The organism is Streptomyces sp. NPDC058470 (assembly GCF_042721055.1).
Taxonomy (GTDB): Bacteria; Actinomycetota; Actinomycetes; order Streptomycetales; family Streptomycetaceae; genus Streptomyces.
This window is the reverse complement of the sequence record NZ_JBHXMF010000007.1, coordinates 81,444-94,550: the sequence shown is the minus strand read 5'-3', so window position 1 is coordinate 94,550 and position 13,107 is coordinate 81,444. Positions and strand designations below refer to the sequence as shown.

The following is a 13,107-nucleotide window of genomic DNA, read 5'->3' as shown; positions in this document are numbered from 1 at the left end:
TCTACCTCGTCACAGATGGCCGTCCGGGGTTGCGTCTTATTACCGACGGGTAGCATCATCGTAGCTACTAGCTGGTACGTGTAACGAGGCCCCGAGTTCTCCGAAGAGCTTCGGCCTCCCCGATCCCTTACGGAGCCGTCGCCATGGGGCACTACAAGTCGAATCTCCGCGACATCGAGTTCAACCTCTTCGAGGTGCTCGGGCGCGACAAGCTGTACGGCACCGGCCCGTTCGCGGAGATGGACGTCGACACCGCCAAGAGCATCCTCAGCGAGCTGACCAGGCTCTCGGAGAACGAGCTCGCGGAGTCCTTCGCGGACGCCGACCGCAACCCGCCGGTCTTCGACCCGGAGACCAACACCGCGCCCGTACCGGCGTCGTTCAAAAAATCGTACAAAGCCTTCATGGACTCCGAGTACTGGCGTCTGGGCCTGCCCGAGGAGATCGGCGGTACGACCGCCCCCGCGTCCCTGATCTGGGCGTTCGCGGAGCTGATCCTGGGCTCGAACCCGGCGGTCTGGATGTACTCGTCAGGCCCGGCCTTCGCGGGGATCCTCTTCGACGAGGGCAATGACGTACAGAAGAAGATCGCCGAGATCGCGGTGGAGCGGACCTGGGGTTCGACGATGGTCCTCACCGAGCCCGACGCGGGCTCCGACGTGGGCGCCGGCCGTACCAAGGCGATCGAGCAGGAGGACGGCTCCTGGCACATCGAGGGTGTGAAGCGGTTCATCACCTCCGGTGAGCACGACATGGAGGAGAACATCCTTCACTACGTGCTGGCCCGCCCCGAGGGCTCCGGTCCCGGCACCAAGGGGCTCTCCCTCTTCCTCGTACCGAAGTACCTCTTCGACTTCGAGACCGGCGAGCTGGGCGAGCGCAACGGCGCCTACGCCACGAACGTCGAGCACAAGATGGGCCTCAAGGCCTCCAACACCTGCGAGATGACCTTCGGCGACCGGCACCCCGCCAAGGGCTGGCTGATCGGCGACAAGCACGACGGCATCCGCCAGATGTTCCGGATCATTGAATTCGCTCGCATGATGGTCGGGACGAAGGCGATCTCGACCCTGTCGACCGGGTACCTGAACGCCCTTGAGTACGCCAAGGAGCGCGTCCAGGGTCCCGACCTCGCGAACTTCATGGACAAGTCCGCGCCCAAGGTCACCATCACGCACCACCCGGACGTGCGCCGCGCGCTCATCACGCAGAAGGCGTACGCCGAGGGCATGCGCGCCCTGGTGCTGCACACCGCGTCCGTCCAGGACGAGATCGCGGTCCGGACGGCGGCGGGCGAGGACACCTCGCAGCTGCACGCGCTCAACGACCTGCTCCTGCCGATCGTGAAGGGCTACGGCTCCGAGAAGGGCTACGAGCAGCTCGCGCAGTCCCTGCAGACCTTCGGCGGCTCCGGGTTCCTCCAGGAGTACCCGATCGAGCAGTACATCCGCGACGCCAAGATCGACACCCTGTACGAGGGCACGACCGCGATCCAGGGCCAGGACTTCTTCTTCCGGAAGATCGTCCGCAACCAGGGCGCGGCGCTGAACTCCCTCGCCGAGGACATCAAGAAGTTCCTCGCGCTCGGCACCGGCGGCGAGGAGCTGGCGGGCGCCCGCGAGCAGCTCGCCAAGGCGGCCGTCGAGCTGGAGGCCATCGTCGGCCTGATGCTGACCGACCTCGCGGCGACCGAGCAGGACGTCAAGAACATCTACAAGGTGGGCCTGAACACGACCCGGCTGCTGATGGCCTCCGGTGACGTGGTCGTCGGCTACCTGCTGCTGCGCGGTGCCGCGGTCGCCGCCGAGAAGCTGCAGACGGCCTCCGCCAAGGACAAGCCCTTCTACAGCGGCAAGATCGCGGCCGCGAAGTTCTTCGCCGCCACCGTCCTCCCCGGCGTCACCGGCGCCCGCAAGCTCGCCGAGGGCGTGGACCTGGACCTGATGGAGCTGGACGAGGCGGCGTTCTAGCCCCAGCTCCGCCAGGGCCTCACCGCGTCCCTCCAAGGCCTCACCGCGCCGCTCCAAGGCCTCTGCGGCGCCGTGCCAAAGACCCCCGGCGTCGTATCAAAGCCTCGCCGCGTCGCACTCCAGGACAGGGTGGACACCTGACCGGATCCTGCCCCTCCAGTCAGGTGTCCGGCCATGTCCGCCCTTCACAACCCCGTTACGAGGGCCCTCTCCCATCCCCGGGAGCGGGCCTTCTGGCGTCGTTAAGGTGAACCCCATGAGCACTCCCCCCCGCTTCGACCGCGGCCACACCGACGACCTCATGCCCTTCCTGGCGGCGAGCCCGACGCCGTACCACGCCGTGGCGAACGCCGCCGAGCGGCTGGAGAAGGCCGGATTCCGTCAGGTCGCCGAGACCGACGCGTGGGAGGGGACGAGCGGCGGGAAGTACGTGCTGCGCGGGGGTGCGATCATCGCCTGGTACGTACCTGCGGGTGCCGAGCCGCACACACCGTTCCGGATCGTGGGCGCGCACACCGACTCCCCCAACCTGCGGGTGAAACCGCGCCCGGACAGCGGGGCGCACGGCTGGCGCCAGGTGGCCGTGGAGATCTACGGCGGGCCGCTGCTCAACTCCTGGCTGGACCGGGATCTTGGCCTGGCCGGACGGCTGTCGCTGCGGGACGGCTCGACGCGTCTGGTGAACATCGACCGGGCGCTGCTACGGGTGCCCCAACTCGCCGTCCACCTGGACCGTTCCGTCTCGACGGAGGGCCTGAAGCTGGACAAGCAGCGTCATCTGCAGCCCATTTGGGGTCTGGGCGAGCAGGTCCGCGACGGCGACCTGATCGCGTTCCTGGAGGAGGAGTCGGGGCTCGCGGCCGGCGAGGTGACCGGCTGGGACCTGATGACCCACTCCGTCGAACCGCCCTCCTACCTGGGCCGCGACAAGGAGCTCCTTGCGGGCCCGCGCATGGACAACCTGCTCTCCGTGCACGCGGGCACGGCGGCGCTGGCGGCGGTCGCGGCGGCCGACTCCGGTGAGCCGTATCTGCCGTACATCCCCGTCCTGGCCGCCTTCGACCACGAGGAGAACGGCTCGCAGTCCGACACCGGCGCGGACGGGCCGCTGCTCGGCAGCGTCCTTGAGCGCTCGGTGTTCGCACGCGGGGGCTCGTACGAGGACCGGGCACGCTCCTTCGCCGGTACCGTCTGCCTGTCCTCCGACACGGGCCATGCCGTGCACCCCAACTACGCGGAGCGGCACGACCCGACGCACCACCCGCGCGCGGGCGGCGGGCCCATCCTCAAGGTGAACGTCAACAACCGCTACGCCACGGACGGTTCGGGCCGTGCGGTGTTCGCCGCCGCCTGTGAGAAGGCCGGCGTGCCCTTCCAGTCCTTCGTCTCCAACAACTCCATGCCCTGCGGCACCACCATCGGCCCGATCACCGCGGCCCGCCACGGCATCAAGACCGTCGACATCGGGGTCGCCATCCTGTCGATGCACAGCGCGCGTGAACTGTGCGGCGCGGACGACCCGTTCCTGCTGGCGAACGCGATGGTGGCGTTCCTGGAGGGCTAGGTCCCGTGTAACGGAACCGGCCGCCTCCACATGCGGTGCATGTCCAGCTCCACTGCGGGTACCCGGAGTTGGCCAGAACGACGCCGAGTTGAATGCAGGGAGGCGACACCCATGGGCCTGGGCGGATGCATCATTCTGATCGCCGCAGGAGCGATCCTCACGTTCGCGACCGACTGGGACATGCAGGGGGTCAACCTCGATCTGGTCGGTCTCATCTTCATGATCGTCGGACTGATCGGGGTGGCCACGTTCAGCAGCATGGCCAGGCGCAGGCGCGTGGTCATGCAGCCCAGCGCCCCGGTGATCGACGAGGAACGTCCCCACCGGGGCAGCTACCGCGACGGGTACGGCGGCTGAGTCAGGCCACTTGGGACAGGGCGCGCAGGTCAGGCGCCTGTCCCGGCCAATACGCCAGAGGTCCGTCCCGACCGATACGTCAACCGTCCATCCCCGCGAGGACCAGCGGCAGCCGGTCCGTCCCGCCCTCGATGAGGCGGACCGGGACGCCCCAGTCCTGCTGATGGACATGGCAGGCCGGGTACTCGTTGGCCGGATCGTCGTCGCAGGACGCGGCCATCGCGGAGACGTGCAGGACGCCCTCCGTGACGGCGGGGTTCAGCTCCAGGGCGCGGGAGAGAGCGGTTCCCGCGCCCTCGCCCACCATCAGTAGCTCGGGCGGGGTCGAGGAGACGAGCAGCCGGGTGGACGGGCCGTACCGGGTGTCCAGCTTCTGGCCCGCCGGGGCCTGGAAGATGATGTCCAACTTCAGTGCCCCCGGGGCGACTTCGGTCGCCGCGCGCTGCGTGCGGTGGGCGACCGACTCGACCCGTACGGCCTCCTCGGGAAGCCGCAGCCGGGTCAGCCGGTGCCGGGCCGACTCGACGACCACGATGTCGTCCCCGACGAGCACGGCGTCGCTCGGTTCCCGCAAGTCGGTTGCCAGGGTGGTCACTTCGCCGGTGGCGGGGTCGTAGCGGCGCAGCGCGTGGTTGTAGGTGTCGCTGACGGCGACCGAGCCGTCGGGAAGGGCGGTGACCCCCAACGGGTGCTGGAACAGCGCCTGTTCGGCGGGACCGTCCCGGTGCCCGAAGTCGAAGAGCCCGGTGCCGACGGCGGTGTGCACGGCTCCGTCGAGGTCGACCCAGCGCAGTGCGGAGGTCTCGGCGTCGGCCAGCCAGAGCCGGTCGGCGGTGGCGGCGAGCCCGGACGGCTGGGCGAACCAGGCCTCGGGGCCGGGGCCGTCGACAAGGCCCTCGTTGGTCGTACCGGCCGCGACGGCGACGGTCCCCTCCGGGGGGTCGTACACCCACAGCTGGTGCACGCCGGCCATCGCGATCCACACCCGCCCGCCGAACACGGCGACGTCCCACGGTGAGGAGAGGTCGACCTCGCGCGCGGGCCCGGAGACCGCCGACCCCTGCCACCACTGGCGCCCCGTGCCCGCGAGGGTGGTGACCTCGCCGGTCGCGAGGTCGAGTCGGCGCAGGGCGTGGTTCACGGTGTCGGCGACGACCACCGACCCGTCGTCGAGCAGCGCCAGCCCCTGCGGCTCACTGAACGCGGCCCGCGCGGCCCCGCCGTCCGTGAACCCTCGTACACCGGATCCGAGCCGCCGTACGACGGTCTCGGCGTCCGCCGCCAGTTCCACCAGCTGGTGCCGGGTCGTGTCGCTGACCAGGAAGTTTCCGCCCGGGAGGGCCAGCGCCTTGCCGGGGAAGCGGAGCACGGTCGGCTCGGGCTCGGGCGCCACGTACGGCCCGTCGCCGCGTCGCAGGGTCCCCTTCGCGGCGTGCTCGGACTCCAGTTCCTCGACGAGCCGTGCGATCGCGTGCGCGTGCCCCTCTCCGGCGTGCTGCGCGACGACGTACCCCTCGGGGTCGATCACGACGAGCGTCGGCCAGGCGCGTACGGCGTACTGCTTCCAGGTCGCGAGCTCGGGATCGTCGAGGACCGGGTGCTCGACGCCGTACCGCTCGACGGCGTCGACCACGGCCCGGTGCTCGGCCTCGTGCGCGAACTTCGGCGAGTGCACCCCGATGATCACCACCGTGTCCCGGTGCTTCTCCTCCAGCTCCCGCAGCTCGTCCAGGACGTGCAGACAGTTCACGCAGCAAAAGGTCCAGAAGTCGAGAACGACGATGCGTCCCCGCAGGTCAGCAAGTGTGTACTGCTCACCTCCCGTGTTCAGCCAGCCGCCCTTGCCGATCAGCTCGGGGGCGCGGACACGGACGCGACGGGTTGCGGAGTCTGCCATGGGTCAAGGGTGCCACTAGGCCCTGTCCGGCCGGACAGGGCCTAGGTCTGGCCTAGGTCCTGTCGTCACGTTCCCGTCGTCGCCCGGAGGGCGGCCTCGCGCCCGCTGCGGCAGCAGCCTGTGTCGCAGTAGGTGCGTGCTCTCGGTGTGCCGGGCGTGGACCCTCGTACTGGACGTACTGGGGTCTGCGCCCGGTGCGGCGAGAGGGCGTGCATGGCGTCGCGAGGCAGACGGGAATGTGACGACAGGGCCTAGTGAAGGGCGTGGCCGGTCGTCGTGTCCACGTGCTCGGGGACCTCGTCGTGGCGGTCGCCGACGGTGAGGGTGCCGGTGGGTTCGAACATCAGGATCGAGGCGCCGGTGGGGGCGGCCGGCCTGTGTTCGGTGCCACGCGGGACGGTGAAGACGGAGCCCTTGGGGAGGACGACGGTCCGCTCGCCGGCCGCCTCCCGGAGCGCGATGTGCAGCTCGCCCTCGACCACCAGGAAGAACTCGTCGGTGTGGTCGTGCGCGTGCCAGACGTGTTCGCCCTCGACCTTGGCCACGCGTACGTCGTAGTCGTTGACGGAGGTGACGATGCGGGGGCTCCACAGGTCGGTGAAGGAGGACAGGGCCTTGTCCAGGGAGATCGGGTCCATGGCCTCATCGTCCGGGGTGCCGGGTCTCCGTGCGAGTGCTAGAAATCGCACATGCCGCAAGGATCCTCTCAGCACGCACCCCCGACCCGGCCGCACCGGGTCGCCGTGATCATCGACGAGGGCACGAACCCCTTCGAGGTCGGCGTCGCCACCGAGTTGTTCGGGCTGCCGCGGCCCGAACTCGGCCGGCCGGTGCCGCTCTACGAGCTGACCCTGTGCGGCCCCACGCCCGGCGTGCGGATGAACCACGGGTTCCTCACCCTGACCGGCCTGCCGGGGCTCGACGCTGTGGACTCCGCGGACACACTGATCGTGCCCGGCCGTCCCGACAACGTCGTACCGCGCCCCGCCGCCGTGCGCGACGCCATCCGGCGCGCCCATGCGCGCGGCACCCGGATCGTGAGCTTCTGCACCGGCACTTTCGCGCTCGCCGAGGCCGGGCTGCTCGACGGGCGCCGGGCGACCACCCACTGGCGCTGGGCGGACTCCTTCCGCGAGCTCCATCCGAAGGTCCTGCTGGAGCCCGACGTGCTCTTCGTGGACGAGGGCGATGTGCTGACGGCGGCCGGCAGTGCGGCCGCACTGGATCTCGGGCTGCACCTCGTGCGGCGCGACCACGGCGCCGAGATCGCCAACGCGGTGTCCCGGCGGCTCGTGTTCGCCGCTCACCGCGACGGCGGGCAGCGGCAGTTCGTCGAGCGGCCCGTGCCCGACGTACCGGACGAGTCGCTCGCCCCGCTGCTGGCGTGGGCGCAGCGGCGAATCGGCGCACCGCTCACGGTCGCGGACCTCGCGGCGCGGGCGGCGGTCAGCCCGGCCACGCTGCACCGGCGCTTCCGGGCCCAGCTCGGCACGACCCCTTTGGCGTGGCTCACCGGGGAGCGCGTCGCGCTGGCCTGCCGGCTCATCGAGCGCGGGGAGGAGCGGCTGGACATCGTCGCGGAGCGCAGCGGTCTGGGGACCGCGGCGAACCTGCGGGAGCGGGTGCGGCGCGCGACCGGACTCAGTCCGTCGGCCTACCGGCGGCGTTTCGGGCCGCCCTCCGGGGAACCGGTGATGGCATGAGATACCTCGTACGCGACCGGCTCCTCGGCTTCGGTGACGACTACTGGATCGAGGACGACCACGGCAACAAGGTCTTCCTCGTCGACGGCAAGGCCATGCGGCTGCGGGACACCTTCGAGCTGAAGGACACGCAGGGGCGCGTCCTCATCGACATCCACCGGAAAATGCTCGCCCTGCGCGACACGATGATCATCGAACGTGACGGGGACCCGCTCGCGACGATCAAACGCAAACGGCTGTCGCTGCTGCGCAACCACTACCGGGTGTCCCTGATGGACGGCACCGAACTCGACGTCAGCGGCAAGATCCTCGACCGCGAGTTCGCCGTCGACTACGACAACGAACTCCTCGCCCAGATCTCCCGCCGCTGGCTGCACGTCCGCGAGACGTACGGCGTGGACGTCGTACGGGAGGACGCGGATCCGGCGCTGCTGATCGCGGTGGCGGTGTGCGTGATCCACCTGGCGGAGAAGGAACGCGAAGAGGACTGACCGAATCAGCGGCGGGGGACTTCCAGCCCCAGCAACCGGTCCTTCAGCGCCGGGAACTGTTCCCGGGTCACGCCGACCCTCGCCGGGTCGAACTCCACCGTGAGGACCTCCTCGCCGGAGCCCGCCTCGGCGAGCACCTCGCCCCATGGGTCGACCACGATGGAGTGCCCGGCCTGGGGAACTCCGGCGTGCGTACCGGCCGTTCCGCAGGCGAGCACGTACGCCTGGTTCTCGACGGCACGGGCCTGGGCGAGCAGCGTCCAGTGGGAGCGGCGGCGCTCGGGCCAGCCGGCCGCCAGGACGAGGGTCTCGGCCCCCGCGTCGACGAGGGCGCGGAAGAGTTCGGGGAAGCGGAGGTCGTAACAGGTGGCGATGCCGAGGGTGGTCTCCGGCAGGCGGACGGTCACCAGTTCGGACCCGGCCCCCATCAGCACGGCCTCGCCCTTGTCGAATCCGAAGCGGTGGATCTTGCGGTAGGCGGCGGCCAGTTCACCGGTGGGCGAGAAGATGAGGGAGGTGTTGTAGAGGGGCCCGTCGGGGTCACGCTCGGGGATCGAGCCTGCGTGCAGCCACACGCCCGCGTCGCTCGCAGCCTTCGCCATCAGCTCGTACGTGGGCCCCACCAGCGGCTCGGCCTCCGCGCCGAACTCCTCGTACGCGAATGCCCCGGTGGTCCACAGCTCGGGCAGGACGACAAGGTCGGCGCCGGCCTGCTCCCGTACCAGACCCGCCACCCTCGTGCGCCGTGAATCAACGGATTCGGTGTCTTTTACGTCGACTTGGAGGATAGAGGCGCGCACACTACCACCGTCCTGGCATTCGAGCCGTTGATACGGGCCTACGATCGTCACACCAAAGCACTGCCGGGGTGCCTCACAGCAGCGTAACTTAGCGTCCCAAGACACCCGCTGCCTGTGCACTGCCCGCGTCCAATCGCCCGAGGGGTCCCGTTCCGTGAGTCTGCATCCCAGCCTTCAGTCCTACGCCGACGCCTGGAGCCAGTCGATCGAAGCGATATCCGAACTGGTGTCGCCGCTCGTGGAAGGCGAGTGGAACAGGCGGACGCCCTGCCCGGGCTGGTCGGTGCGCGACCTCGTCTCGCACGTCATCGGCCTCGACTCCGAGATGCTCGGCGACCCCCGGCCGATCCACACGCTCCCGCGCGACCTGTACCACGTGACGAACGAACACCAGCGGTATACGGAGATGCAGGTCGACGTACGCCGTCACCACACGGCGCCCGAGATGACCTCCGAGCTGGAGTACATGATCATCCGCCGCAATCGCCAGCTGCGGAACGAGAACAGGCAGCCCGACACCAAGATGCGCGGTCCCCTCAGCACCGAGGTCACCCTCGAACACGCCATGCGCAACCATGCGTTCGACGTGTGGGTGCACGAGCAGGACCTCCGCGCCGCCCTCGGCCGGCCCGGCGACCTCGACTCCCCGGGCGCCTACATCGCCCGCGACGAGCTTCTCGCCGCTCTCCCGAAAGTGGTCGCCAAGGACGCGGGCGCGCCCGCGAATTCGGCGGTCGTCATCGATGTCCACGGGCCGGTGGAGTTCCTCCGCACGGTCCGCGTCGACGCCGACGGCCACGGCACGATAGACGGCGCGCCCTCGCTGGGCCCGGCCGCCACCCTCACCCTCGACTGGGAGACCTATCACCGCCTGGCCTGCGGACGCGTGACACCCGACGCGGTCGCCGACCGCATCAAGACGGAGGGCGACCCGGAACTGACGACGGCGATCCTCAGGAACTTCACGGTTACCCGGTAGTTGGTTTCAGCCCCGGCGGCGTTTGAGGAGCGGGGCCTGGGGCGGAGCCCCGGGAACAGGGGACGGGTAGGGGCGGAGGGGGCGAAACCCATCGCCCCCCTACGCCGGAACGTGCACCGTCTCCACCCGACTGGCAACCAACCGCTCCCGCTCCCTGCGAGCCGCCTGCTTCCGCAACCGGAAGATCTGGCTCAGGCCCACCGCCTGAAGTACGAACACGACGGAGAAGGCGAGCCGGTAACTGCCACCGGTCGCGTCCAGCAGCACACCGATCGCCAGCAGCGTGATCATGGAGGCGACGAAGCCGCCCATGTTGGTGATCCCGGACGCGGTCCCCTGCCGCTCGGGCGGATTCGCCGGCCGGGCGAAGTCGAACCCCAGCATGGAAGCGGGCCCGCAGGCCCCGAGCACCGTGCACAGCACGACCAGCACCCAGGTGGGCGCGTACTCCCCGGGGCACACCAGCACCCCCGCCCAGACGACCGCCGTCGCGGCCACCGTGCCGAGCGCCAGCGGAAGCCGGGCCGCGTGATGCCGGGCGACGATCTGCCCGTACACCAGTCCGACGACCATGTTGGACAGCACGACGAGCGTCAGCAGGTCACCGGCGGAGGCCGGGGACAGTCCCTCCGCCTCGACGAGGAACGGCAGCCCCCACAGGAGCAGGAACACCATCGCCGGGAACTGGGTGGTGAAGTGCACCCACATCCCGAGCCGGGTGCCGGGCTCCCGCCAGGACGCCGCGATCTGGCGCCGGACGTACGGGGCGCCCTGGTGCGGGAACGGCTCCGGCTCGTGCCCCTCGGGGTGGTCCTTCAGGAACAGCAGCATGAGGACGAGGACCACGACACCGGCGCCCGCGCTGCCCGCGAACGCCGCCGTCCATCCGACCCCGTGCAGCAGCCGGGCGATCACCAGCGTCGAGACGAGGTTGCCCCCCATCCCCACCAGACCGGCGAGCTGTGCGACGAGCGGCCCGCGCCGGGCGGGGAACCACCGGGTACCGAGCCGCAGAATGCTGATGAAGGTCATCGCGTCGCCGCAGCCCAACAGCGCGCGCGAGGCGAGCGCCATCCCGTACGAGGGGGAGAACGCGAAGCCCAACTGCCCTGCCGTGAACAGCACCGCGCCGATGGTCAGCACCTTCTTGGTGCCGAGACGGTCGACCAGCAGGCCCACAGGTATCTGCATACCCGCGTAGACGAGGAGCTGGAGGATCGAGAAGGTGGCGAGGGCGGAGGCGTTGATGTGGAAGCGGTCCGCCGCGTCCAGGCCGGCCACCCCCAGCGACGTACGGAAGATCACGGCGACGCAGTAGACGGAGACGCCGACGCTCCAGACGGCGATGGCGCGCCGACCGCCGGGCGGATCCCCGGGCAGCGTGGCCGGGGAACTCATCGGACCTCGCCCCGCGCCAGGTTGGAGAACCAGCTGACGTGCCGGTGGATGAGGCCGACGACCTCCTCCGCGTCACCGGAGCGCAGTGCCGAGAGAATCTGCTCGTGCTCGCTGAGCGTCTTGGTGATCCGGTCGGGGTGGGCGTGCATCACGGCGACGCCCATCCTCAACTGCCGGTCGCGGAGCTGGTCGTAGAGCCGGGAGAGGATCTCGTTGCCGCCGCTGCGGACGATCTCGGCGTGGAAACAGCGGTCGGTGACGGCCGCGGCGGCCAGATCCCCGGCGGCAGCCTGCTCCTTCTGCTCGGCGAGCAGCTCCTCCAGGCGGGCGATGAGCTGCGGCGATGCCGGTACGGCCTTGCGCGCCGCGTGTCCCTCGACGAGCTGCCGGGTCTCCACCACGTCCGCGATCTCCTGCGCGGAGACGGGCAGGACGAGCGCACCCTTCTTCGGGTAGAGCCTGATCAGCCCCTCCACCTCCAGCCGGAGCAGCGCCTCGCGCACCGGCGTGCGCGAGACGCCCACGGCCTCGGCGAGCTCACCCTCGGTGAGCAGGGTGCTGCCCTCGTAACGGCGTTCCAGAACACCTTGCTTGACGTGCGCGTAGACGCGCTCGGCGGCGGGGGGTTGTTTCGCGGGAACGGGCACCGGCACGGTCGGGGTGGCTGCGGGGGACGGGACGGAGGACATGCGCACAGCATAGATACAACACGTACGCATCGTCCCGCCCCTTCCAGAATGCGGACGCCCCTACGCCGGACGCGGGCCCTCGCACGCACGAGCGAAGTTCCCCAAGAAAGCGCACAACCATTCGGGCTACTTACGTGTCACACGAGAGGCGGCACTTCCATGTAGCCGCGCTCCTTGGGCATTTAACGTAATCGGGGTAGGAAACTTGATAACCGGCATTAAGGGCACGCGCGTCCGCAGAGCTGCCGCCGTAGTCGTCACGACCGGCGCCATGATCGCGACCGGAGCCCTCAGCGCGGCTCCCGCACAGGCCCTCACCACACCCACGATCGCCGCCAAGGGCGGCTACGTGATGAACAACAGCACAGGCACCTCCCTGTACACCAAGAAGGCGGACACCCGCCTCTCCACCGGCTCCACCACCAAGATCATGACCGCCAAGGTCGTGCTCGCGCAGTCGAACCTCAACCTGGACGCCAAGGTCACGATCCAGAAGGCGTACAGCGACTACATCGTGACGAACACCGCCTCGTCCGCCCATCTGATCGTCGGCGACAAGGTCACCGTCCGTCAGCTCCTCTACGGGCTGATGCTGCCGTCCGGCTGTGACGCCGCGTACGCGCTCGCCGACAAGTTCGGCACGGGCACGACGCGCGCGGCCCGCGTGAAGTCGTTCATCGGCAAGATGAACACCTCCGCGAAGAACCTCGGCCTGACGAACACGCACTTCGACTCGTTCGACGGCATCGGCAACGGCTCCAACTACTCGACGCCGCGCGACCTGACGAAGATCGCCAGCAGCGCGATGAAGAACTCCACGTTCAAGACGGTCGTGAAGGCGAAGTCGTTCACGGCCAAGACCATCACGAAGACCGGCTCCACCCGCACCATGGGCAAGTGGACCAACACGAACGGTCTGCTCAGCAGCTACACCGGCACGATCGGCGTGAAGACCGGCTCCGGCGCCGAGGCCAAGTACTGCCTCGTCTTCGCGGCCACCCGCAACGGCAAGACCGTCATCGGCACGGTCCTCGCCTCCACGTCCATCACCGCCCGCGAGTCGGACGCGAAGAAGCTCATGAACTACGCCTTCGCCAAGTAGTCGGTAGCTTCAGGGATTTCAGGCGTTTCAGGCATACGAGAGGGGGCCAGACCCCTACCAGCCGCACGCCCCCACCAAACCCCCACCCCAATCAGGGGCACCAGCGCAACGATAAAAAACAAATGAGCACAGACAGATGAAAAAAACCAATACAGTT

At 69.4% G+C, this 13,107-nt stretch carries 12 protein-coding genes; 7 read left to right on the top strand and 5 right to left on the bottom strand.

What is annotated here, in order from left to right; genetic code table 11:
• The first annotated feature begins 143 nt into the window (after positions 1 to 143).
• From ACFWP7_RS07355 to ACFWP7_RS07345, 3 genes are all read left to right on the top strand, one after another.
• Entirely contained in the window at positions 144 to 1,970 is a 1,827-nt protein-coding gene (locus ACFWP7_RS07355) for an acyl-CoA dehydrogenase (protein ID WP_384377421.1), read from the top strand.
• Between the two features lie 256 nt (positions 1,971 to 2,226).
• The gene (locus tag ACFWP7_RS07350) at positions 2,227 to 3,534 is read left to right on the top strand and encodes a M18 family aminopeptidase (protein WP_384377418.1); all 1,308 of its coding nucleotides are present in this window, start codon (positions 2,227 to 2,229) and stop codon (positions 3,532 to 3,534) included.
• 111 nt (positions 3,535 to 3,645) lie between these two features.
• Positions 3,646 to 3,891, top strand: a complete 246-nt coding sequence (locus ACFWP7_RS07345) for a hypothetical protein (protein ID WP_384377415.1) — start codon at positions 3,646 to 3,648, stop codon at positions 3,889 to 3,891.
• 79 nt (positions 3,892 to 3,970) lie between these two features.
• On the opposite strand, the gene ACFWP7_RS07340 is transcribed toward ACFWP7_RS07345, so the two are convergent.
• A complete protein-coding gene (locus ACFWP7_RS07340) occupies positions 3,971 to 5,788 on the bottom strand; it encodes an NHL domain-containing thioredoxin family protein (protein WP_384377412.1) in 1,818 nt (605 codons plus the stop codon).
• 251 nt (positions 5,789 to 6,039) lie between these two features.
• Positions 6,040 to 6,426, bottom strand: coding sequence for a cupin domain-containing protein (locus tag ACFWP7_RS07335; RefSeq protein WP_384377409.1), 387 nt, complete (start codon positions 6,424 to 6,426; stop codon positions 6,040 to 6,042).
• Between the two features lie 51 nt (positions 6,427 to 6,477).
• On the opposite strand from ACFWP7_RS07335, the gene ACFWP7_RS07330 reads away from it, so the two are divergent.
• Together ACFWP7_RS07330 and ACFWP7_RS07325 are read left to right on the top strand one after the other, a co-directional pair.
• Positions 6,478 to 7,491: a helix-turn-helix domain-containing protein gene (locus ACFWP7_RS07330; protein ID WP_384377406.1), complete on the top strand. Its 1,014-nt coding sequence runs from the start codon at positions 6,478 to 6,480 to the stop codon at positions 7,489 to 7,491.
• Positions 7,488 to 7,982: an LURP-one-related/scramblase family protein gene (locus ACFWP7_RS07325; RefSeq protein WP_384377403.1), complete on the top strand. Its 495-nt coding sequence runs from the start codon at positions 7,488 to 7,490 to the stop codon at positions 7,980 to 7,982. Before ACFWP7_RS07330 ends, ACFWP7_RS07325 begins: the two co-directional genes overlap by 4 nt.
• A gap of 5 nt (positions 7,983 to 7,987) precedes the next feature.
• Here ACFWP7_RS07325 and ACFWP7_RS07320 read toward each other — a convergent pair whose 3' ends face one another.
• A complete protein-coding gene (locus ACFWP7_RS07320) occupies positions 7,988 to 8,782 on the bottom strand; it encodes a carbon-nitrogen family hydrolase (protein ID WP_384377400.1) in 795 nt (264 codons plus the stop codon).
• A gap of 154 nt (positions 8,783 to 8,936) precedes the next feature.
• On the opposite strand from ACFWP7_RS07320, the gene ACFWP7_RS07315 reads away from it, so the two are divergent.
• Positions 8,937 to 9,761: a maleylpyruvate isomerase family mycothiol-dependent enzyme gene (locus ACFWP7_RS07315; protein ID WP_384377398.1), complete on the top strand. Its 825-nt coding sequence runs from the start codon at positions 8,937 to 8,939 to the stop codon at positions 9,759 to 9,761.
• Between the two features lie 99 nt (positions 9,762 to 9,860).
• On the opposite strand, the gene ACFWP7_RS07310 is transcribed toward ACFWP7_RS07315, so the two are convergent.
• Together ACFWP7_RS07310 and ACFWP7_RS07305 are read right to left on the bottom strand one after the other, a co-directional pair.
• Positions 9,861 to 11,159, bottom strand: a complete 1,299-nt coding sequence (locus tag ACFWP7_RS07310; protein ID WP_384377395.1) for a nitrate/nitrite transporter — start codon at positions 11,157 to 11,159, stop codon at positions 9,861 to 9,863.
• Complete coding sequence (locus tag ACFWP7_RS07305; protein WP_384377392.1) at positions 11,156 to 11,848, bottom strand: GntR family transcriptional regulator; 693 nt, start codon at positions 11,846 to 11,848, stop codon at positions 11,156 to 11,158. The genes ACFWP7_RS07310 and ACFWP7_RS07305 overlap by 4 nt, the downstream gene beginning before the upstream one ends.
• A 205-nt stretch (positions 11,849 to 12,053) precedes the next feature.
• Here ACFWP7_RS07305 and ACFWP7_RS07300 point away from each other — a divergent pair, with 205 nt between their 5' ends.
• Positions 12,054 to 12,950, top strand: a complete 897-nt coding sequence (locus ACFWP7_RS07300; protein WP_384377389.1) for a D-alanyl-D-alanine carboxypeptidase family protein — start codon at positions 12,054 to 12,056, stop codon at positions 12,948 to 12,950.
• Positions 12,951 to 13,107 lie beyond the last annotated feature (157 nt).

Excerpts from the sequence above, each read along its gene's own strand:
- ACFWP7_RS07355 (WP_384377421.1), top strand. The coding sequence starts at position 144 with ATGGGGCACTACAAGTCGAATCTCCGCGACATCGAGTTCAACCTCTTC.
- ACFWP7_RS07350 (WP_384377418.1), top strand. The coding sequence starts at position 2,227 with ATGAGCACTCCCCCCCGCTTCGACCGCGGCCACACCGACGACCTCATG.
- ACFWP7_RS07345 (WP_384377415.1), top strand. The coding sequence starts at position 3,646 with ATGGGCCTGGGCGGATGCATCATTCTGATCGCCGCAGGAGCGATCCTC.
- ACFWP7_RS07340 (WP_384377412.1), bottom strand. The coding sequence starts at position 5,788 with ATGGCAGACTCCGCAACCCGTCGCGTCCGTGTCCGCGCCCCCGAGCTG.
- ACFWP7_RS07335 (WP_384377409.1), bottom strand. The coding sequence starts at position 6,426 with ATGGACCCGATCTCCCTGGACAAGGCCCTGTCCTCCTTCACCGACCTG.
- ACFWP7_RS07330 (WP_384377406.1), top strand. The coding sequence starts at position 6,478 with ATGCCGCAAGGATCCTCTCAGCACGCACCCCCGACCCGGCCGCACCGG.
- ACFWP7_RS07325 (WP_384377403.1), top strand. The coding sequence starts at position 7,488 with ATGAGATACCTCGTACGCGACCGGCTCCTCGGCTTCGGTGACGACTAC.
- ACFWP7_RS07310 (WP_384377395.1), bottom strand. The coding sequence starts at position 11,159 with ATGAGTTCCCCGGCCACGCTGCCCGGGGATCCGCCCGGCGGTCGGCGC.
- ACFWP7_RS07305 (WP_384377392.1), bottom strand. The coding sequence starts at position 11,848 with ATGTCCTCCGTCCCGTCCCCCGCAGCCACCCCGACCGTGCCGGTGCCC.